This window comes from Kingella oralis (genome assembly GCF_014054985.1).
Taxonomy (GTDB): domain Bacteria; phylum Pseudomonadota; class Gammaproteobacteria; order Burkholderiales; family Neisseriaceae; genus Kingella_B; species Kingella_B oralis.
This window is the reverse complement of record NZ_CP059569.1, coordinates 1,997,385-2,018,209: the sequence shown is the minus strand read 5'-3', so window position 1 is coordinate 2,018,209 and position 20,825 is coordinate 1,997,385. Positions and strand designations below refer to the sequence as shown.

Here is a 20,825-nt window from a genome sequence, read left to right as displayed (position 1 = left end):
ATAACAAACGAAACAAAATGAGAACAAAAGAAATTTTCCGTCAGGCAGGCGGATTTGCGCTGGCGGCGTTGCTGGTGTTTTCGGCAAACGCGCAGGCTGCGGCGTGCCGCAACCCCAACCTTGATGTGGTGGTGCTCGGTTCGGGCGGCCCGGAGTTGGACGACAACCGCGCTTCAGTGGGCTATTTGGTGCGGGAAAACGGCCGCGCTGCCGTGTTGGTGGATTTTGGTTCGGGCACATCGCTCAATTTTGAGCGGGCGGGCGCGAAAATCGAGGATTTGCAGGCCGTGTTGCTCAGCCAGTTTCATGTTGACCATGTGAACGACTTTCCCGCCTTGGTTAAAGGCGCGGTTTTCACCCGACGCAACCGCGATTTGCCTGTTTACGGGCCTTCGGGCAACCGCATCGTGCCGGCTTTGCCGCACAGTATCTGGCGCGGTTAATCGGCAACAAGGGCGCGTATGCTTATCTGTCGGGCTTTTTGGACGGCGGCGAGTCGTTCCGCCTCAAACCTGTTACCGTGGCAGCCGATGCCGCGCATCCGAAAGTATTCGCCGCCAGCGAGGGCGGTTTCCGCATCAGCGCGGTGCCCGTTACCCACAGCATCATCCCTGCGCTGGGCTGGCGGGTGGAAAAAGACGGCTGCGCGGTGGTGTTTTCCAGCGGCACCAGCAATATGGGGCGCACGTTGGACAAAATCGCCGCCGATGTCGACCTGTTGGTGGCGCACAACGCCATCCCCGAAGGCAGCACCGACCGCGTCGCCCTGAAACTGCACATGATGCCGTCTGAAATCGGCCGTATCGCCGCCGCGGCACACGCAAAAAGCGTGGTGTTGTCGCATTTTATGAACCGCACCGAAAACGTGATGTGGGAAACGGCAGACGCCATCGGTAGCCGCTACAAAGGCAAGCTGAACTTTGCGCGCGACTGCGATATTTACGCCGTGCACAGCGGTGAGCAAATCGGCAGCTGCCTGCGCTGATTGCGCTGTGCCGATAGGCAGCCTGAAAACCGATAGGGCGCATAGGGCAAACCAGAAACAAAACGATAACCGGCCGTCTGAAACCCGTTTTCAGGCTGCCTGAAACCTTTAAAAATCCGTAACTAGGAAACACACCATGTTACAAATCCACATAGATGGCAAACAGATTGAAGTAGAGCAAGGCGCAACCGTAATGGAGGCCGCGCACCAGCTGGGAACGTATATCCCCCATTTCTGTTACCACAAAAAACTCTCCATCGCCGCCAACTGCCGCATGTGCTTGGTGGAAGTGGAAAAAGCTCCCAAACCGCTGCCTGCGTGCGCCACGCCCGTAACCGACGGCATGGTGGTGCACACGCATTCCAACATGGCAAAACAAGCCCAAGCGGGCGTGATGGAGTTTCTGCTCATCAACCACCCTTTGGATTGCCCTGTGTGCGACAAGGGCGGCGAATGCCAGTTGCAAGACTTGGCGGTGGGCTACGGCAAAACCACCAGCCGCTACATTGAAGAAAAACGCGCGGTGAAGCCCAAAGACATGGGCGCGTTGATTTCCACGCAAGAAATGTCGCGCTGCATTCATTGCACCCGCTGCGTGCGCTTCACCGAAGAAATCGCGGGCGAACAGGAAATCGGCATCGCCAACCGCGGCGAATGGTCGGAAATTCTGCCGTTTATCGGGCGTGCGGTGGAAACCGAGCTATCAGGCAATGTGATTGACCTTTGCCCCGTGGGCGCGCTCACCAGCAAGCCATTCCGCTTTAACGCGCGCACTTGGGAGCTGAGCCGCCGCAAATCCATTTCTGCGCACGATGCTTTGGGCACTAATTTAGAAGTGCAAACCAAAGAACACACCGTGCGCCGCGTGTTGCCGTTGGAAAACGAAGCGATTAACGAATGCTGGTTGTCGGATAAAGACCGCTTTGCCTACGAAGGCTTGAACCACGAAAGTCGCCTTGTTGCGCCCAAAATTAAGCACGGCGGCGAATGGAAAACCGTGGATTGGCAAACCGCGCTGGAATATGTGCGCCACACCTTGTCTTGCGTTGCCAAAGAATACGGTGCAGGCGAAATCGCGCTGTGGGCAAACCCGATGAACACGGTGGAAGAGCTGTATCTGGCAAACAAATTGGCGCAAGGCTTAAACATCGCCCACACCACCGCGCAGCTTCGCACGGCGGATAGCGGCGTTTCAGGCAGCCTGAAAGGCGCGGCATGGCTGGGGCAAAGCATTGAACAGCTTGCTGGCTGCGATGCCGCGTTGGTGGTGGGCGCGAGATTGCGCCAAGAGCAGCCGCTGCTCACCGCTCGCTTGCGCCGCGCCGCCAAAGCGGGCATGGCGTTGGACATCATCGCCAGCAGCCACGAGCAACTGCATATGCCACTACGCGCGCAAACCGTGTTGCACCCTTGCGAATGGGCGAACTATTTGAACACCGCTGCCAAAGAAATGGCGCACGATGTTTCAGGCAGCCTGAAAAACGCTGAACGCGCCGCTATTTTGCTGGGCGCAGAAGCGCAAAATCACCCCGACTTTGGCAATATTTACCTTGCCGCGCAAAAGCTGGCACGCGAAACAGGTGCGGTGCTGGGCATCTTGCCGCAAGCCGCCAACAGCGTTGGCGCGGATATCATCGGCATCAACCGCGCCAACATTGGCGACATGGTAACCACGCCGAAAAAAGCCGTTATCTTGCTCAATATCGATCCCGAGCACGACATCGCAGGCGGTGCGGCAGCCGTATCCGCGCTGAAACAAGCGGGCAGCGTGCTGGCGTTTAGTGCGTATGAAAGCGAAACGCTGCTGGACGTGGCAGACGTGTTGCTGCCGATTGCGCCGTTCACCGAAACCTCGGGTAGCTTTATCAGCATGGAAGGGCGTTTGCAGTCGTTCCACGGCGTGGTCAAAGGCTTGGGCGACAGCCGCCCCTTGTGGAAAGTGTTGCGCGTGCTGGGCAATGTGTTTGAACTGAACGGCTTTGACTTTGAAACCAGCGCCGACGTGTTGGCGGAAGCCTTGGGCGACCCCGCCGCGCTGCCCGAAAAATTAAACAACGACAGCGATTTGTCCGCCAAAGCCAGCCGCCTGCAATCGGGCAAAAACGAACTGGTGCGCGTGGGCGGCACCGGCATTTACCACACTGACCCCATCGTGCGCCGCGCCGCATCGCTGCAACAAACCAGCCACGCCGCCGAACCGCGCGCGGGCGTGCATCCGAAAACGCTGGCGAACCTAGGTTTGGCAGACGGCGAAATCGCCATCGCCACGCGCGGCAGCCAAAACAGCGAAGTATTCGTAACCGTGCGCGCCGACGATACGCTGCCTGAAAACGTGGTTTTCCTGCCCGAACACCCGATAAACGCTCCGCTTGGCGGCATGATGAACGTGATTGAATTAAGAAAGGCAGCCTGAAAATGCAAGAGTGGTTTCAATCTCTATTTGCCCAAACGCTCGGCATGGGCGCGCTCGGCAGTGACATCGGCTTGGTGGTGGCGATTGTGGTTAAAATCGTCATCATCTTGATTCCGCTGATTTTAACGGTGGCGTATCTGACTTACTTTGAACGCAAAGTCATCGGCTTTATGCAGCTGCGCGTGGGCCCCAACGTAACCGGGCCTTGGGGTTTGATTCAGCCGTTTGCCGACGTGCTCAAACTGCTGTTCAAAGAAGTAACCCGCCCCAGCGCATCCAACCGCTATCTGTTTTATATCGGACCGATGCTCTCGCTCGCGCCTTCGTTTGCCGCATGGGCGGTGATTCCATTTAACGACACATGGGTGCTGACCAATATTGACGCGGGCCTGCTGTATATTTTGATGATTACCTCGCTCTCGGTTTACGGCGTAATCATCGCGGGCTGGGCATCCAACTCCAAATACGCCATGCTCGGCGCGATGCGGGCTTCCGCGCAAACCATTTCTTATGAAATCGCCATGTCTGCCGCGCTGGTGTGCGTGATGATGGTTTCAGGCAGCCTGAATTTTAAAGAAATCGTTGCCGCGCAAGCCACGGGCATTGCGGGCGGTTCAATCTTTTCGTGGAACTGGTTTACCCTGTTTCCGGTGTTTTTGGTGTATCTCATCTCCGCCGTTGCCGAAACCAACCGCGCCCCGTTTGATGTGGCCGAAGGCGAAAGCGAAATTGTAGCGGGGCATCATGTGGAATATTCGGGCTTTGCCTTTGCGCTGTTTTTCCTTGCCGAATACATTTTTATGATTTTGGTGGGCGCGCTCACCGCGCTGCTGTTTTTGGGCGGCTGGCTGTCGCCCTTTCCGCAAAGCTGGGGTGTGATTGGCGCGCCGAGCGCGGTTTGGATGTTTGGCAAAATGGCGTTTGTGCTGTATGGCTATTTGTGGATTCGCGCCACTTTCCCGCGCTACCGCTACGACCAAATCATGCGCTTGGGCTGGAAAGTGCTGATTCCCGTGGGCTTTGCCGCGATTGTGTTTTACGGCGCGTGGATGGCTTCGCCGTTGAGTTTGTGGAAGTGATTGAGGCAGCCTGAAAACGCCATTTCAACAAAAGTAATCAGCCCAGCGGAGCAACAGCCATGAACTACGACAATTTCTTTTTTCCCGCCGATGATTTGGCAGCCACTAAACGTTTTTATCAAGAAACGCTGGGCTTGCCCGTAAAATTTGATTTTTCCGACAGGGGTATGCTGGCGTTTCAAGTGGGCAACGAAGAAGCCGCCATTATTTTGAAAGATAAGCAAAAATTTCCCCAAGCTGCACCCGCGCTGTGGCTGGAAGTGGATGATGTACACGCGCTGTATCAGCAATTACGCGCCAAAGGCGTGCGTTTTTTAAGCGAGCCGTTTCGCATTCAAACAGGCTGGACGGTGGAATGCACCGACCTGTCTGGCAATATTGTCGGCTTTACCGATTATCAAGATAAAGTCTAGGCACAATAGGCAGCCTGAAACCCAACAACAAACAAGAGAATACAACCCAAAATGGCAAACCTAGTCAAAACCTTCCTGCTTGGCGAACTCGTCAAAGGCATGGGCGTAACGCTCAAAAATTTCTTCGCCCGCAAAGACACCATCTACTTCCCCGAAGAGAAAACGCCGCAGTCGGTACGCTTCCGCGGCCTGCACGCCCAGCGCCGCTATCCCAACGGCGAAGAACGCTGCATTGCCTGCAAACTGTGTGAGGCCGTCTGCCCTGCGATGGCGATTAACATTGAAAGCGAAGAGCGCGAAGACGGCACGCGCCGCACCACGCGCTACGATATTGACTTAACCAAATGTATTTTCTGCGGTTTCTGCGAAGAAGCCTGTCCCACCGATGCGATTGTGGAAACGCATATTTTTGAATACCACGGCGAGAAAAAAGGCGATTTGCACATGACCAAGCCGATTTTGCTGGCGATTGGCGATAAATACGAAGCCGAAATCGCCAAACGCAAAGCGGCTGATGCGCCGTATCGGTAGGCAGCCTGAAAATCCCCAAAGCAGCCTGAAAACACGGAACGGAAAATAAAATGTTTAAAATCATTATGCTGGTGAAAAAGAAACCTGAACTCAGCACCGAAGCCTTTATCGCTCGCTGGCAGCAGCATTCCGAAAAAGTGCTGGGCTTTAAAGACGTGTTGAATATCCGCCATTACGCCAAAACGCTGCCCTTTCAAGCCAGCGGGCAGCCTACCACCCAGCGCGACACGCTGCCGTTTGAATTTGATGCGATGGGCGAGCTGTGGTACGACAGCCGCGCAGATTTCCAACGCGCCCGCGAAACCGAAGCAGGGCAGGCGGCATTGGCTGCGCTGCGGGAAGACGAAGCCGCGTTCGTGGATTTGCAGCATTCTGTGATGTGGTTTGGCGAAGAAGAGCGGGTGCTTTGATGACCTAAGGCAGCCTGCGTAGCGTAGCGGAGTTGCGAAGCTAAAACCCAAAGGAGCACCCATGTTTATTGTTTCGCTGGAATACATCCGCCCACTTGCCGAGATTGAAGCCGCGCTGCCCGAACACATCGCCTATTTGGAACGGCATTACCGCGCGGGGACGTTTCTGCTATCGGGGCGCAAACAGCCGTGCACAGGTGGCGTGATTGTGATGCAGGCGGACAGCCGCGAGCAAGTGGCGCAAATCATCGCCGAAGACCCATTTCATCAGGCGGGGTTGGCGCAATACAGCATCACCGAATTTCTGCCCACCAAAACGGCGGAGAGCTTGACGCAATACCGCGTGGCATTGTAAGGCAGCCTGCCCCCCCGAAAGCCCACCATGCCTGCATCAGCCGAACTTGCCAACCACATCGCCGAACAACTCGCCCCGCTGGGCGGCATCACGCGCAAACGAATGTTTGGCGGCGTAGGCTTTTGCCATTATGGCGCAATGGTGGCGATTTTGAGCCGCAGCAACGAGCTGTATCTCAAATACCCCGCGCCGCACGCCGATTTGGGCGAACCGCTTATCAGCCGCCGCACCGATAAAACCACAGGCGGCATACGCGAAATTCCTTTACCGTATTACCGCCTGCCCGAAACCGCGTTAGACAACGGCGATGAATTGCGCGATTGGGTGCGCCAAGCGATTGCGCGGTTGGGCAAACCATAGGCAGCCTGAAAACGCCCCCCGCACATCAAACCCAAATACCCAATATGGAAAACAAAATGAACAAAACCCTAATCATCGCCGCCCACCCCAATCTCGCCCAATCCGCCGTAAACCGCCGCTGGTTAGACGCATTGCGCCAGCACCCCGAACGCTTTACCGTACACGAGCTTTATGCCGCCTATCCCCACGGCAACATAGACATCGCCGCCGAGCAACGACTGGTGGACGCGCATCAAACCTTGGTTTTGCAGTTCCCCGTGTATTGGTTTAACTGCCCGCCGCTGTTGAAACAATGGCTAGACGATGTGCTGACCTACGGCTGGGCATACGGCGCGCAAGGCAAAGCGTTGGCAGGCAAGAAAACCGCGATTGCTGTGTCGCTGGGCGCGCCCGCCGCCGATTACACGCGCCAAGGCGCAGTGGGCTACACCGTTGCCGAAGCCCTGCGCTCGTTTGAATTATCGCTACGCTATTGTCAAGCCGATTACCGCCCCATGTTTGCCTTTCACACCATAGACAGCAATGCAGGCTATTCCGCAGCCGCCTTGCAAGCCATAGAGCAAAGCGCGGCAGATTACATCGCATGGCTCAATCAGCTAACAGAGGCAGCCTGAAAACCCTAACAACCCAACTGGACCCCACCATGAGCTTCCCCCTAATCCTGTTCTACACCCTAGCCGCCATTATCCTATTTAGCGCGCTTAAAACCGTAACCGCCAAAAACCCCGTGCACGCCGCGCTGTGGCTGGTGCTCACCTTCTGCATGAGCGCGATAACATGGCTGCTGATGCAAGCCGAATTTCTCGGCATTACGCTGGTGGTGGTGTATGTCGGCGCGGTGATGGTGATGTTCCTGTTTGTGGTGATGATGCTCAACATTGACATAGAAGCCATGCGCCAAGGCTTTTGGCGACACGCGCCCGCCGCGCTCACCGTGGGCGTGTTAATGGCGGCGTTGCTGATTATGATTTTTGTCGCACCCGACACCAATCTCGCCGCCTTTGGCGCGATGAAAGACATTCCCGCCGATTACAGCAACGTGCGCGATTTGGGCACGCAAATTTATACCACTTACCTGCTGCCGTTTGAACTCGCGTCCGTGTTACTCGTGCTCGGCATGGTGGCGGCGATTGCGCTGGTGCATCGCAAATCCACCCGCACCAAATACATGGACCCCGCCTTGCAAGTACGGGTAAACCCCAACGAAGGGCGTATGCGTCTCGTTTCCATGCCCGCCGAAGTGCAAACCCCGCGCACGCAGCCTGAAACCGAAACCACCGAGGAGAGCCAAGCATGATTACGCTCACGCATTATTTAGTCCTTGCCGCCTTGCTGTTTGGCATCAGCGCCATGGGCATTTTTATGAACCGCAAAAACGTGTTGGTGCTGCTGATGTCGATTGAACTGATGCTGCTGGCGGTGAATTTTAACTTTATCGCCTTCTCGCAATATCTCGGCGACACTGCAGGGCAAGTGTTCGTGTTTTTCGTGCTGACCGTGGCTGCTGCCGAAAGCGCGATTGGTTTGGCGATTATGGTGCTGGTATACCGCAACCGCAAATCCATCGACATTGCCGATTTGGATAGCTTGAAAGGGTAGGGCGGTTTCAGGCAGCCTGAAAAGCAGCCTGCACCTTGGAATGCAACAGTAAATTGATTTTCTTCCCTGCGGGGGAGGGTGGGTTGCAGCAGCCCTACTGGCCACCAGTGAAAATAAGTGTTCAGGCAGCCTGAAAACTAGGAAATCAAGACGATGAAGCAAGAACAAAATTTTAAGACCGTCGCTGTTTTTATTGATGCAGATAATGTGCCTGCCAAAAAAATAGATTTTATTATTAGCGAGCTTGCCAATTATGGCGCGGTCATGGTTCGCAAAATATATGGCAATTGGAAAAGCGAAAGATTGAAGGGTTGGGAAGAAGTATTGCTGGATTATGCACTTGCGCCAGTCCAACAGTTTGACTATGCCAAGGGCAAAAATGCAACCGATATGGCACTCACAATAGATGTTATGGATATGCTGTATTCTGGAAAGATAGATGTTTTTTGTATTGTTTCTTCCGACAGTGATTTCACGCCGCTTGCTATGAGGGTAAAGACCGAGGGGAAACAGGTTATCGGTTTCGGGCGGCACAGTACATCGAAAGCATTAGTCGCTGCATGTAATAAATTTCTATTTTTAGATGACGAACAACAAACTACATCCGGCCAAGATGCCAATACTTCGCCCAACCGCCGAACAGGCAGCCAACTTAAAATGGATACTGCCTTAATGAACTTATTGAGAAATGCCGTTGCAGACTGCTGCGATGAGAATGGCTGGGCCAGCCTTAATCGTGTCGGGCAGGTAGTCAATAACCAGTCTTCGTTTGACAGTAAGAACTATGGTTATGCCAAACTTGGCGATTTGATTCGCGCAATAGATATATTTGAAACGCAATTAGCAGAAAACCGCTCGCAGCTTCTGGTAAGAAATAAACGGCAAAACCAGCCTGCACATCAGGCAAACCCATTAAAAACTACCCCATAAAGGTTTACCCAAAATGACCGACATGACTTTATACCTCATCATCGCCCTCGCTCCGCTTGCAGGCTGCCTATTAGCAGGGCTGTTCGGCAACCAAATCGGCCGTAAAGGTGCGCACACGGCGACCATTCTCGGCGTGGGCATTTCCGCCGTGTTGTCCGCGCAGGTGCTGTGGGGCTTTATCAACGGTACGCGCGCCAAGTTTGACGAAAACGTCTATACCTGGCTCACCATGGGCGGCACGGACTTTTCTGTCGGCTTTTTGGTGGACAGTCTCACTGCCATGATGATGGTCGTTGTAACCAGCGTCTCGCTCATGGTGCACATCTACACCATCGGCTATATGCACGACGAAGCGGTCGGCTACCAACGCTTTTTTAGTTATATCTCGTTGTTTACCTTCAGCATGCTGATGCTGATCATGTCCAACAACTTCATCCAGCTTTTCTTCGGCTGGGAAGCAGTGGGTTTGGTGTCTTATCTGCTGATTGGTTTCTATTTCAAACGCGAAAGCGCCATTTTCGCCAACCTGAAAGCCTTTTTGGTGAACCGCGTGGGCGATTTTGGCTTTCTGCTCGGCATTGGCTTGGTGCTGGCGTATTTTGGCGGCAGCCTGCGCTATCAAGATGTGTTCGCCTATTTGCCCAATGTGGCGGGCATGCAGTTTCTGGGCACGGATTTGATTACCGTAACCTGCCTGCTGCTGTTTGTCGGCGCGATGGGCAAATCCGCGCAATTCCCGCTGCACGTTTGGCTGCCCGATTCGATGGAAGGCCCTACCCCCATTTCCGCGCTGATTCACGCCGCCACGATGGTAACCGCCGGCTTGTTTATGGTGTCGCGCATGTCGCCGATATATGAAATGAGCACCACCGCGCTGTCGGTCATCATGATTATCGGTGCGATTACCGCGCTGTTTATGGGCTTGCTCGGCACCATCCAAAACGACATCAAGCGCGTTATCGCCTATTCCACGCTGTCGCAGCTGGGCTATATGACCGTTGCGCTAGGCGTGTCGGCATATTCGGTTGCCATGTTCCATGTGATGACGCACGCCTTTTTCAAAGCCCTGCTGTTCTTGGCGGCGGGCAGCGTCATCATCGGCATGCACCACGACCAAGATATGCGCAACATGGGCGGCTTGCGCAAATATATGCCGATTACTTGGCTCACCATGCTGCTGGGCAATCTCTCGCTGATTGGCACACCGTTGTTCTCGGGCTTTTATTCCAAAGACAGCATTATTGAAGCCGTGAAAATGAGCCATTTGGCGGGCAGCGGTTTTGCCTATTTCGCCGTGTTGGCGAGCGTGTTTGTTACCGCGTTTTATGCGTTCCGCCAATACTTTATCGTGTTCCATGGCAAAGAACGTTGGCGCGAAGCCAAGCACGATGCGCATCATGGCGACGAACATCATCACGACTTGTCGCCCAACGATAATCCGCACGAAAGCCCTTGGGTGGTAACGTTTCCGCTGGTGTTTTTGGCGATTCCGTCTGTCATCATCGGCGCATTGACGATTGAGCCGCTGCTGTATGGCGATTTCTTTAAAGGCGTGATTTTTGTGAACCACGAAGCGCACCCTGTGATGCACCACATGAAAGAGGAATTTCACGGCGCGATGGCGATGGTGTCGCACAGCCTTGCTTCGCCCGTGTTGTATCTGGCGATTGCGGGCGTGGCGACGGCGTGGCTGCTGTATGTTGCCAAGCCCAATCTGCCTGCCAAGTTTCAGGCTGCCTTTAAGCCCGTTTATACGCTGCTGGACAACAAATATTATTTGGACGTGATTTACTACAACGTGTTCGCCCGCGGCGCGCGCGTGCTGGGCAATTTGTTCTGGAAAGTGGGCGACACGCTGATTATTGACAACGGCATCGTAAACGGCTCGGCAAAACTGGTTGGTGCGGTGGCGGCGCAAGTGCGCAAAGCGCAAACAGGCTTTATTTACACCTACGCGGCGGTAATGGTGTTCGGGCTGCTGGTGATGGTTGCCGCGTTCTTTTGGGGGCTGTGGTTCAAGTGATTTTCAGGCTGCCTTCTTAACACAAACCCCTTTCAACCTTTCAAATTCAATAAGAGAAAACAGGCGATACTATGTTTTTCAACAACTTACTCAGCTTAGCCATTTGGCTGCCGATATTGGCGGGCGTGCTGGTGCTGGCAACGGGTTCAGACGAAAAAGCCCCGTTGGCGCGCATACTCGCGCTGGTGGGCGCAGCCGCGAGCTTTGTCATCACCTTGCCACTGTTTACCCAGTTTGACCGCGCCAGCGGCGGCTATCAGTTTACCGAGCTGCATGCGTGGATACCCGCGCTTAATTTGAACTACGCGCTGGGCGTGGACGGCATTTCCGTGCTGTTTATTATTTTGAATGCGTTTATCACGCTGATGGTGGTACTGGCAGGCTGGGAAGTGATACAGAAACGCCCCGCGCAATACATGGCGGCGTTCCTGATAATGAGCGGGCTGATTAACGGCGCGTTTGCCGCGCAAGATGCCATTTTGTTTTACACCTTCTTTGAAGGCATGCTGATTCCGCTGTATTTGATTATTGGTATGTGGGGCGGGCAGCGCAGAATGTATGCCGCGATGAAACTGTTTCTTTACACGCTGCTCGGTTCGCTGCTGATGCTGGTTGCGTTGATTTATCTGTCGTATCAAGCGGGTGGCAGCTTTGCGATTGCCGATTTGCAGGCGATTAAAAATATTCCGCTGGGCGTGCAACAGCTTTTGTTTATCGCGTTTTTCCTATCGTTTGCGGTGAAGGTGCCGATGTTCCCCGTGCACACATGGCTGCCCGATGCCCACGTTGAAGCGCCCACAGGCGGCTCAATGGTGCTGGCGGCGATTACGCTGAAAGTGGGCGCATATGGCTTTTTGCGCTTTATTTTGCCGATTTTGCCCGATGCGTCGCGCTATTTCGCGCCCGTGGTGATTGTGTTGAGCCTGATTGCGGTGGTGTACATTGGCTTGGTTGCGCTGGTGCAAACCGATATGAAAAAGCTGGTGGCGTATTCGTCAATTAGCCATATGGGGTTTGTTACGCTGGGCTTTTTCCTGTTTATGCAAAATGGGCAGCCTGAAAGCTGGGCGTTTAAAGGCGCGATTATGCAGATGATTTCGCACGGCTTTGTTTCCGCTGCGATGTTTATGTGTATCGGCGTGATGTACGACCGTTTGCACACGCGCAATATTGCCGATTACGGCGGTGTGGTGAATGTGATGCCCAAATTTGCCGCGTTTATGATGCTGTTTGGCATGGCAAACGCAGGCTTGCCCGCCACATCGGGTTTTGTGGGCGAATTTATGGTGATTATGGGCGCAACGCATTACAGCCTGTGGATAGGCGCGATTGCGGCGACCACGCTGATTTGGGGCGCGAGCTACACGCTGTGGATGTATAAGCGCGTGATTTTCGGCGACATCCTCCATCCCGCCGTGAAAGAAATGAAAGACATCAACGCGCGCGAATTTGTGATTTTGGCGATTTTGGCGGTTGCCGTGCTGGGCATGGGCTTGCTGCCCGAGCCGTTTATCGCGGTAATCCACCAAGCGGCAGACAACCTAATGGCGCAAATCGCGCACAGCAAGATTTGAGGTGAAACATGGATTGGACAAGTTTGAATTTGAGTGCAGCCACACCTGAAATCGTGTTGCTGATTGGGCTGTTTGGCGTGCTGCTGCTGGATTTGTGGCTAAGCGATAACAACCGCTTTATCACGCATGGGCTGAGCATTGTGGTGATGCTGGCAGCGGCGGGCGCGCAGTTGGCAACGTGGGTGCATGAGCCTATTACCGCGTTCCACGGCTTTTATATTGCCGATGGCATTTCGCAAGCTGCCAAGCTGGCGATGTATTTGGCAACGGCGGCGTTGTTTGTCTACGCCAAGCCGTATAACCAACTGCGCGGCATTTTCAAGGGCGAGTATTACACGCTGGCGATGTTTGCCTGCGTGGGCATGAGCGTGATGATGAGCGCGGGGCATTTTTTGACGGCGTATATCGGCTTGGAGCTGCTGTCGTTGTCGCTGTATGCCATGATTGCGCTGCAACGCGATTCCGCCCGTGCCGCCGAAGCCGCGCTGAAATATTTTGTACTCGGCGCGCTGGCTTCGGGCATCTTGTTATACGGCGCTTCCATGGTTTACGGCGCAACGGGCAGCCTGAATTTCGCCGAGATTTTTCAGGCTGCCCAAAGCGGCGACGTGAACGGCTGGCTGTTGAAGCTGGGCGTGTTGTTTATTGTGGCGGCGGTGGCGTTTAAATTTGGCGCGGTGCCGTTTCACATGTGGGTGCCCGATGTGTATCAAGGCGCGCCGACTTCGGTGGGCGCGTTTATCGGCTCGGTGCCTAAAATCGCCGCCACTCTTTTTGCCTTCCGCATTCTGGTGAGCGGCTTGGTGTTGAACAAAGGCGATTGGCAGTTGCTGTTTGCCGCGCTGGCGGCGCTGTCGCTGCTGGTGGGCAATTTGGCGGCGATTATGCAAACCAATGTGAAGCGGATGTTCGGTTTTTCTACGGTGTCGCACATGGGCTTTGTTTTGCTCGGCTTTGTGGGCGGGCAGATTGGTTTTCAGGCTGCCGTGTTCTACGCGATTATTTACACGCTGATGAGCCTAACGGGCTTTGGCGTGCTGATGGCGGTGAGCAACGAGCACCACGAATGCAACCAAATCAGTGATTTGGTGGGATTGAACCAACGCCATGCGTGGTATGCGTTTTTGATGCTGCTGGCACTGTTTAGCATGGCGGGCATTCCGCCGCTGGCGGGTTTTTACGCTAAATTTGCCGTGCTGAAAGCGCTGGTTGCCGCGCAATATCCGTGGGCAACGCTGCTGGCGGTGTTTGCGGTGGTGATGAGCTTGGTGGGTGCGTTCTATTATTTGCGCGTGGTGCGCGTGATGTATTTTGAAGACGCTACGCAACACGAGCCGATGAGCGGCACGCTGGCGGCGAAGTGGGTGCTGTCTGTTAATGCGCTGCTGTTGCTGGTGTGGGGCGTGATGCCCGCTCATTTGACGGAATGGATTAAAACGGCGGTGGAACGCGCGTTTTGATTGAAGAGTAGTGGATTTCAGGCTGCCTTGTTGTGATGAGGCAGCCTGAAAATTTATTGTGGGGTAGGCATGATGTGGCAGAATAGGCAGCCTGAAAATCCATCTGAGCCGCCGACGCGCCATGCGCGGCTGCATTTCGTTTCAGGCTGCCTTTGGGTGTTGGTTGTCATATTTTTGTAAACAAGGTGGTGCGATGAAGCCGTCTGTTCAGATTTCTGCTTTTGCTTGGCTGGCGTTGAATTTTTTGGGTTATTTTTGCGCGTTTGGGGTGGTGCAGCCGTTTTTTCCGTTGTGGTTGCAGAGCCATCATCATTCGGAATTTTTTATTGCGTTTGTGATGTCGTCGGCTTATCTGTTTCGCTTTTTGGGCGGGCTGTTGCTGTCTAAGCGGGTGAAGCGGCTGGATGCGCTGTTGCCGACGATTCGGCTGGCAACGTGGGGCAGCGTGGCGGCGTTGCTGGCGGCTGCGGCAAGCGTTGGCTGGGCGTGGTTGTTGGTGGCGTTGGTTTGGCTGTTTTTTGCCTTTAATGGCGGCGAAATGCCGTTGAACGAGACGGCGGCGAGCGCTTGGCAAAAGCAGATTGGTTTGGATTATGGGCGGGCGCGGTTGTGCGGCTCGGGGGCGTATATTTTGGGGGCGCTGTTGTCGGGCTGGGTGGTGGCGCAGTTTGGCGCGGAGCAGTTGATTTATTTGATGGTGATTTTGCTGTTGGTGCATGGGCTGATGCAGCTGCCGCGGGCGGCGCCTGCTTTGCACAATCGGGCGGTGGCATCGCAGGAAGCGTCGTTGGGTTATATGGCGCTGTTGCGGCAGCCTGAAACGCGGGGGATGCTGCTGGCGGTGTCGTTGATTCAGGGCAGCCATGCGGCGTATTACACTTATGGCGTGATTTATTGGCAGTCGGCTGGGCTGGCGCCGCAGCAGATTAGTTGGCTGTGGAGCGTGGCGGTGGTGGCGGAGATTGTGTTGTTTTTCTTTTCTCGGCGGCTGTTGGGTGGGGCGGAGGTGGTGCGCTTGATGCAGGTGTCGGTGGTGCTGACTGCGGGGCGGTGGCTGCTGATGGCGGCAACGGTGAATCCGTGGGTTTTGCTGGCGGTGCAGCTGTTGCACGCGGCGGGGTTTAGTTTGTCGCATTTTACGATGGTGCGGTTTATTGTGGGGCAGCCTGAAAAGGATATGGCGAAGTTGCAGGCGTTGTATATTGGGCTGGCAAGTTGCGTGGTGGTGGCGGTGCTAACGCTGTTGGCTGGGGGCTTGTATCAGGTGCAGCCAAGTTGGGCGTTTGCGGTGATGAGTGTGTTTGCACTGGGGGCGTTGTGGGTGTTGCCGAAAAGGGAGAAGGTTGAGGCAGCCTGAAAACGAGTGAAGCGCGTTTGGGCAGGGTGTAAACAGCGGTTCAAAAGCGTTTTCAGGCTGCCTTTGTACAATCAATTAGCCATCAACGTGCGTGGGCGTTGCAAAGAAAGGCAGCCTGAAACGGATACAGTGCGTTTCAGGCTACCTTTGGATCTTTCAACGATAGGGGTAACCCTACCCACCCCGTTCCGCCAAATACTCCCGCAATCCGCGTTCGCGCAAGATGCAGGCGGGGCATTGGTGGCAGCCGCCTGCCACGCCCATGTAGCAGGTGTGGGTGTGCGCGCGGATGTAGTCAAACGCGCCCAGTTGGTCGGCGAGTGCCCATGTTTGTTTTTTGGTGAGCCACATCAGCGGGGTGCGGATGTCAAACGGGTAGTCCATGGCGAGGTTGAGCGTTACGTTCATGGATTTGATGAACACGTCGCGGCAGTCGGGATAGCCTGAAAAATCGGTTTCGCATACGCCTGTGTAGATGCGGTGGATGCCTTGCGCTTTGGCGTGGATGGCGGCGTAGAGCAAAAATAGGGCGTTGCGCCCGTCCACAAAAGTGTTGGGCGTGTTGCCCGCTTGCTGGATGGGCGCGCTGCTGTCCATCAAAGCGTTGTGGGTGATGTTGCCAATGGCGGATAAATCCAACACGGTGTGCGGCACGCCTAAATCTTGGGCAATCCACGCGGCGCGTTGCAGCTCGACGGCGTGGCGTTGCCCGTATTGGAAGCTGATGGTTTGCACGTTGCCCGCGCCGCAGTCGGCGATGGCTTGGAACAGGCAGGTGGTGGAATCTTGCCCGCCCGAGAAGATAACGAGTGCTGTGTTGGGAGACATTTCAGGCTGCCTTGTGGGAAAATTGGTATTATACTTCGCCGTTTTATGGATTTTGGAACGACAACATGAGTTTGGTAAACAAATTGCGGGCGATGCCGTGCTATCGTTTAACGGTGTTGGCGGTGTTTTTGGTGGCGGCGGGCGGTGTGTGCGGCTCGTTTTTTGGGCAATATGTGCTGAAAATGAATCCGTGTGTGATGTGCATCCAGCAGCGTTTGGCGTTGGTGGCAACGATGTTGCTGGCGTTGGTTTGCATCGCGCTGCCGCATCGCAAGCTGATTGGGCGCACGCTGGCGGCGGTGTTGATTTCCGCGCCTGCGGCGTTTGGCGCTTGGGTGGCGGCAAAGCAGATTCATTTGCAGTCGCTGCCGCCTGCCGAGCAGCCCGATTGCGGCGCGCCGCTGTCGTTCGTTTTGAAAAACAAGCCGTTGTTTAAATTGTATGAGCCGCTGTTGCGCGGGGATTCGGGCTTTTGCGGCGAGGTGTATAAGGTGTTGGGCGTGCCGCTGCCGGTGTGGAGCGTGATGTTTTTTGCGGCGGTGTTGCTGATTGTGTGGGCAATGTGGCTGCGGACGCGTAAACAATGATTGTGAGGCAGCCTGAAAGTGGGTTTACTGCGTTTCAGGCTGCCTCAATCTAAACAAGGAAACCAAAATGACCAACGAAACCATCAACGTTGACCCCAACGAAATCGCCAAGTTCAGCCAAATCGCCGATAAATGGTGGGACAAAACGGGCGAGTTCAAACCGCTGCACGACATCAACCCCCTGCGCTTGGACTATATTGACCAACACGCCCACTTGGCGGGCAAGACGGTGCTGGATGTGGGCTGCGGCGGCGGCATATTGTCGGAAAGCATGGCGCGGCGCGGTGCGGCAAGCGTGTTGGGCGTGGACATGGCAGAATTGTCGCTGCAAACCGCGCAGGCGCACGCCGATGCCGGGCGCGTGGCAAACGTTGCCTACCGCTGCGTGAGCGTGGAAGATTTGGCGGCGGAAATGCCGCAAGCGTTTGACGTGGTAACGTGCATGGAAATGCTGGAACACGTGCCCGACCCCGCCTCCATCATCCGCGCCTGCGCCAAGCTGGCAAAAGCCGATGGTTGGGTGTTTTTTTCCACCATCAACCGCAATCCCAAATCGTATCTGCACGCGGTGCTGGGCGCGGAATATGTGCTCAACCTTGTGCCCAAAGGCACGCACGATTGGCAAAAATTCATCACGCCCGCCGAATTAGCGCGCATGGCGCGGCAGGCAGAGCTGGATGTGGTGGACACGCGCGGGATGTCGTTCAACCTGCTCACGCGGCAGTATTTTTTGCAGGATGATGTGCGCGTGAACTATATGGTGGCGTGCAGGGCGGGTTGATATTCAAAAGTTGGCAGAGGCAGCCTGAAAACGGTTTTCAGGCTGCCTCACGTTACAATGCGCGCTTTCCCACCATTCATTTAGGAGCATCCGAATGACCGAACTGTCCCGCCAACCCGTTGCCGACCGCGCCGAGCATAATGCGTTTTTCCCGTCCGAATATTCGCTGTCGCAATACACCGCGCCCAAAACCAATTTTGCCGGCACAAAATTTGCCCAACCCTACACCGGCGGCAAATTCAAAGTGCTGATGGTGGCAGCCGACGAGCGCTACCTGCAAATGCAAAACGGCAAATTTTTCTCAACGGGCAACCACCCCGTAGAAACGTTGCTGCCGATGCTGCATATCCACAAAGCAGGCTTTGAAATTGACGTGGCAATCTTGTCGGGCAACCATGCCAAATTTGAAATGTGGGCGATGCCGAACGAAGATGCCGCCATCGCCGAAATCTATGCCGAATATCTGCCCAAGCTGGACAAACCCGCCAAATTGGCGGACATTCTGGACGCGGTAACCGCGCCCGATTCGCCCTATTTGGCGGTGCTGATTCCCGGCGGGCACGGCGCGTTTAACAAGCTGCCCGAAAGCCGCGAGATGCAACGCCTGCTGGATTGGGCATTGGCAAACGATAAATTTGTCATCACGCTGTGCCACGGGCCGGCGGCGTTGGCAGCGGCGGCGGTGGGTCGCGCCGATGCGGATTTCCCGTTTAAAGGCTACGAATTGTGCGTGTTCCCCGATGCGCTCGACGAAGGCGCGAATTTGGACATCGGCTATATGCCCGGCAAACTGCCTTGGCTGCTGGCAAAACGCTTGGAAGAGCTGGGCATGGTGGTGAAAAACAGCAAAACCGGCATCGACGGCAGCGTGCACAAAGACCGCCGCCTGCTCACCGGCGACAGCCCTTTGGCGGGCAACGCGCTGGGCATTTTGGCGGCGGACGAATTGCTTAAAGCGGTTGGCGTAGCGTAAATCGGCGCGTAAAAAGGCAGCCTGAAAACGGGAAAGTCGTTTTCAGGCTGCTTTTTTCGTTGGTTAGGTTGTTGCAGCGGCACAGTTCGGCGAAATCTTTGGGCAGGTTTTTTTGGGGGGGGGCATAGAGTCTCATGTTGATGATTAAGGCAGCCTGAAATTCCGTTTTCAGGCTGCCTATGGTTTATTTCTCTTTATCCTGCGGTTCATCGCCATTGGGTTGTTCGGGCTTTGCCGAATCCAATTTGTCTTTCAGCTGCGACACGCCTTGGTTGATATGTTTCACCGCTTGCGAAGTCATGTCGCCCACCGCCTTGGCGCTGCCGTCAATAAACTGCTGCAAGGCTTGCGTGTCGTCGCGGGAGAAGCTTTGCGCTTGCAGGTCAAATTTCTCGTCGTCGGTATCAAAATACTGGATGATGCTAAACGACAATTTCTGCGCCACCAGCACCACGGGAAACGAATTGCGATAGCTGTTATACGCGTTCACGCGGTTATTGTAATTTTCGCGCCGCGCCAGAATGTCGTTTTCCAGCGTTTCCAACTGCTGCATCAGTTTTTGGTAAGTGGCATCGGCTTTCAGCTGGGGGAAGGCTTGCGCCACCATTTGCATTTGCCCCGTGTTGTTTTGCGCCACTTTAAGCTGCGTGAGCTGCTCGTGCGCCATATAGCCCGATGCAATCTCAATAATCTGCCCGCTTAACTGCTGGCGTTTTTTCAAACCCGCTTGCAAATTGGAAAACATCTCGCGGATATTTTGCATACTGGTTTGCAGGCGGTTGTAGGTTTTAATCAGCTAAACGGCGATAACGGCAACCACCAACAGCACAAAAATCAAGAAAGACATAGCCACTCCTTAGCTTAAACGGAAAGCGCTATTGTAATAAAAGGCAGCCTGAAAACGGTTTTCAGGCTGCCTGTGCTTGCTATTTCACAATCTGGTTCAACTCGCCCTTGGCATATTTCGCCGCCATTTTTTCCAGCGAAATCGGCTTGATTTTATCCGCCATACCTTCGCAGCCAAACGCTTGATAACGCGCCAAGCAAATTTGCTTCATCGCTTCCACCGTTTTGCTCAAATATTTGCGCGGGTCAAACTCGCTGGGGTGCTGCGCCATAAAGCGGCGGATTGCGCCCGTGCTGGCAAGGCGCAGGTCGGTGTCAATGTTTACTTTGCGCACGCCGTGTTTGATGCCTTCCACAATTTCTTCCACGGGCACGCCGTAGGTTTCGCCAATGTCGCCGCCAAATTCGTTGATGATTTTCAGCCATTCTTGCGGCACGGAGCTAGAACCGTGCATCACGATATGCGTGTTGGGCAGCGCGGCGTGGATTTCTTTGATGCGGTCAATCCGCAGCACTTCGCCTGTGGGCGGGCGGGTGAATTTATATGCGCCGTGGCTCGTGCCCACCGCAATCGCCAGCGCGTCCACATTGGTGTCGCGCACAAAGCGCACGGCATCGGCAACGCTGGTGAGCATTTGGTCGTGGCTCAATTTACCTTCCGCGCCCACGCCGTCTTCCTCGCCCGCTTCACCCGTTTCCAAATTGCCCAACACGCCGATTTCGCCTTCCACCGACACGCCGCAAGCGTGCGAGAACTGCACCACGCGGCGGGTTACTTCGGCGTTGTATTCATAGCTAGACGGCGTTTTGCCGTCTTCTTGCAGCGAGCCGTCCATCATCACTGAGCTGAAGCCGAGCTGGATGGAGCGTTGGCACACGTCGGGCGATGCGCCGTGGTCTTGGTGCATCACTACGGGGATATGCGGAAACTCTTCCACCGCCGCCAAAATCAAATGGCGCAAAAAAGGCGCACCCGCATATTTGCGTGCGCCTGCCGATGCCTGCACGATGACAGGCGCGTTCACTTGGTCGGCGGCTTCCATAATCGCGCGCATTTGCTCCAAGTTGTTGACGTTGAATGCGGGAAGCCCGTAGCCGTGTTCGGCGGCGTGGTCCAATAATTGGCGCATGGATACGAGTGCCATGGTTTTTGCTCCTTCAAAATGTAGTTGGATGTAGGAAAATGCGGGCGCAATTATAAGTGCTTGAAAGCAGGAAAACAATGGCAGGTGGGCATTTGCCCGTGCGAAAGGCAGCCTGAAACGCCGTTTTGCGGTTTTCAGGCTGCCTTTTGCGCTACATGATGCTACGTTTGTTTTAG

At 55.0% G+C, this 20,825-nt stretch carries 23 protein-coding genes; 20 read left to right on the top strand and 3 right to left on the bottom strand.

The annotated features are described in order from the left end of the window. Positions 1-17 precede the first annotated feature (17 nt). The 17 genes from H3L93_RS13220 to H3L93_RS10670 all read left to right on the top strand — a co-directional run bounded on the left by H3L93_RS13220 (position 18) and on the right by H3L93_RS10670 (position 15,489). The gene (locus tag H3L93_RS13220) at positions 18-443 is read left to right on the top strand and encodes an MBL fold metallo-hydrolase (RefSeq protein ID WP_003798848.1); all 426 of its coding nucleotides are present in this window, start codon (positions 18-20) and stop codon (positions 441-443) included. 38 nt (positions 444-481) lie between these two features. After that, entirely contained in the window at positions 482-985 is a 504-nt protein-coding gene (locus H3L93_RS13215; RefSeq protein ID WP_003798849.1) for an MBL fold metallo-hydrolase, read from the top strand. A 136-nt stretch (positions 986-1,121) separates the two neighbouring features. Then, a complete protein-coding gene (gene nuoG, locus H3L93_RS10740) occupies positions 1,122-3,398 on the top strand; it encodes an NADH-quinone oxidoreductase subunit NuoG (RefSeq protein ID WP_003798850.1) in 2,277 nt (758 codons plus the stop codon). A 2-nt stretch (positions 3,399-3,400) separates the two neighbouring features. Then, positions 3,401-4,477, top strand: coding sequence for an NADH-quinone oxidoreductase subunit NuoH (gene nuoH, locus H3L93_RS10735; protein ID WP_003798852.1), 1,077 nt, complete (start codon positions 3,401-3,403; stop codon positions 4,475-4,477). A 59-nt stretch (positions 4,478-4,536) separates the two neighbouring features. Next, complete coding sequence (locus tag H3L93_RS10730; RefSeq protein ID WP_003798853.1) at positions 4,537-4,890, top strand: VOC family protein; 354 nt, start codon at positions 4,537-4,539, stop codon at positions 4,888-4,890. Positions 4,891-4,941: 51 nt separating this feature from the next. Further along, positions 4,942-5,421 carry an NADH-quinone oxidoreductase subunit NuoI gene (gene nuoI / locus H3L93_RS10725; protein WP_003798854.1) on the top strand — a complete coding sequence of 160 codons (480 nt, stop codon included), beginning with the start codon at positions 4,942-4,944 and terminating at the stop codon, positions 5,419-5,421. A 50-nt stretch (positions 5,422-5,471) separates the two neighbouring features. Next, positions 5,472-5,831, top strand: coding sequence for an EthD domain-containing protein (locus tag H3L93_RS10720; protein ID WP_003798856.1), 360 nt, complete (start codon positions 5,472-5,474; stop codon positions 5,829-5,831). Positions 5,832-5,892: 61 nt separating this feature from the next. Beyond that, on the top strand, positions 5,893-6,186 hold the full coding sequence (locus tag H3L93_RS10715; RefSeq protein ID WP_003798857.1) for a YciI family protein: 294 nt from the start codon (positions 5,893-5,895) through the stop codon (positions 6,184-6,186). 27 nt (positions 6,187-6,213) lie between these two features. Beyond that, a complete protein-coding gene (locus tag H3L93_RS10710) occupies positions 6,214-6,546 on the top strand; it encodes a TfoX/Sxy family protein (protein ID WP_003798858.1) in 333 nt (110 codons plus the stop codon). A gap of 56 nt (positions 6,547-6,602) precedes the next feature. Beyond that, positions 6,603-7,160 (top strand): NAD(P)H-dependent oxidoreductase, encoded by a 558-nt coding sequence (locus H3L93_RS10705; RefSeq protein ID WP_040559178.1) that lies wholly within the window; start codon positions 6,603-6,605, stop codon positions 7,158-7,160. A gap of 29 nt (positions 7,161-7,189) precedes the next feature. Continuing rightward, a complete protein-coding gene (locus H3L93_RS10700; protein WP_003798860.1) occupies positions 7,190-7,843 on the top strand; it encodes an NADH-quinone oxidoreductase subunit J in 654 nt (217 codons plus the stop codon). Then, a complete protein-coding gene (gene nuoK / locus H3L93_RS10695; protein WP_003798861.1) occupies positions 7,840-8,145 on the top strand; it encodes an NADH-quinone oxidoreductase subunit NuoK in 306 nt (101 codons plus the stop codon). Before H3L93_RS10700 ends, nuoK begins: the two co-directional genes overlap by 4 nt. A gap of 153 nt (positions 8,146-8,298) precedes the next feature. After that, on the top strand, positions 8,299-9,075 hold the full coding sequence (locus H3L93_RS10690) for an NYN domain-containing protein (protein WP_003798862.1): 777 nt from the start codon (positions 8,299-8,301) through the stop codon (positions 9,073-9,075). 13 nt (positions 9,076-9,088) lie between these two features. Further along, positions 9,089-11,098 (top strand): NADH-quinone oxidoreductase subunit L, encoded by a 2,010-nt coding sequence (nuoL, locus tag H3L93_RS10685; protein WP_003798863.1) that lies wholly within the window; start codon positions 9,089-9,091, stop codon positions 11,096-11,098. Positions 11,099-11,169: 71 nt separating this feature from the next. Beyond that, entirely contained in the window at positions 11,170-12,672 is a 1,503-nt protein-coding gene (locus H3L93_RS10680) for an NADH-quinone oxidoreductase subunit M (protein ID WP_003798864.1), read from the top strand. 8 nt (positions 12,673-12,680) lie between these two features. Continuing rightward, entirely contained in the window at positions 12,681-14,132 is a 1,452-nt protein-coding gene (gene nuoN, locus H3L93_RS10675) for an NADH-quinone oxidoreductase subunit NuoN (protein ID WP_003798866.1), read from the top strand. Between the two features lie 193 nt (positions 14,133-14,325). Next, complete coding sequence (locus H3L93_RS10670) at positions 14,326-15,489, top strand: 3-phenylpropionate MFS transporter (protein ID WP_003798868.1); 1,164 nt, start codon at positions 14,326-14,328, stop codon at positions 15,487-15,489. Between the two features lie 174 nt (positions 15,490-15,663). Here H3L93_RS10670 and queC read toward each other — a convergent pair whose 3' ends face one another. Then, positions 15,664-16,317, bottom strand: coding sequence for a 7-cyano-7-deazaguanine synthase QueC (gene queC, locus H3L93_RS10665; RefSeq protein ID WP_003798870.1), 654 nt, complete (start codon positions 16,315-16,317; stop codon positions 15,664-15,666). A 92-nt stretch (positions 16,318-16,409) separates the two neighbouring features. Here queC and H3L93_RS10660 point away from each other — a divergent pair, with 92 nt between their 5' ends. The 3 genes from H3L93_RS10660 (at position 16,410) to hchA (ending at position 18,658) form a co-directional block, all read left to right on the top strand. Beyond that, on the top strand, positions 16,410-16,904 hold the full coding sequence (locus tag H3L93_RS10660; RefSeq protein ID WP_040559199.1) for a disulfide bond formation protein B: 495 nt from the start codon (positions 16,410-16,412) through the stop codon (positions 16,902-16,904). Between the two features lie 67 nt (positions 16,905-16,971). After that, positions 16,972-17,685: a bifunctional 2-polyprenyl-6-hydroxyphenol methylase/3-demethylubiquinol 3-O-methyltransferase UbiG gene (ubiG, locus tag H3L93_RS10655; RefSeq protein ID WP_003798874.1), complete on the top strand. Its 714-nt coding sequence runs from the start codon at positions 16,972-16,974 to the stop codon at positions 17,683-17,685. Positions 17,686-17,779: 94 nt separating this feature from the next. Further along, positions 17,780-18,658: a glyoxalase III HchA gene (gene hchA / locus H3L93_RS10650; protein WP_003798877.1), complete on the top strand. Its 879-nt coding sequence runs from the start codon at positions 17,780-17,782 to the stop codon at positions 18,656-18,658. Positions 18,659-18,842: 184 nt separating this feature from the next. On the opposite strand, the gene H3L93_RS10645 is transcribed toward hchA, so the two are convergent. Then, on the bottom strand, positions 18,843-19,421 hold the full coding sequence (locus tag H3L93_RS10645) for a LemA family protein (RefSeq protein ID WP_003798880.1): 579 nt from the start codon (positions 19,419-19,421) through the stop codon (positions 18,843-18,845). A gap of 163 nt (positions 19,422-19,584) precedes the next feature. Next, positions 19,585-20,649 (bottom strand): class II fructose-bisphosphate aldolase, encoded by a 1,065-nt coding sequence (gene fba / locus H3L93_RS10640; RefSeq protein ID WP_003798881.1) that lies wholly within the window; start codon positions 20,647-20,649, stop codon positions 19,585-19,587. Positions 20,650-20,825 lie beyond the last annotated feature (176 nt).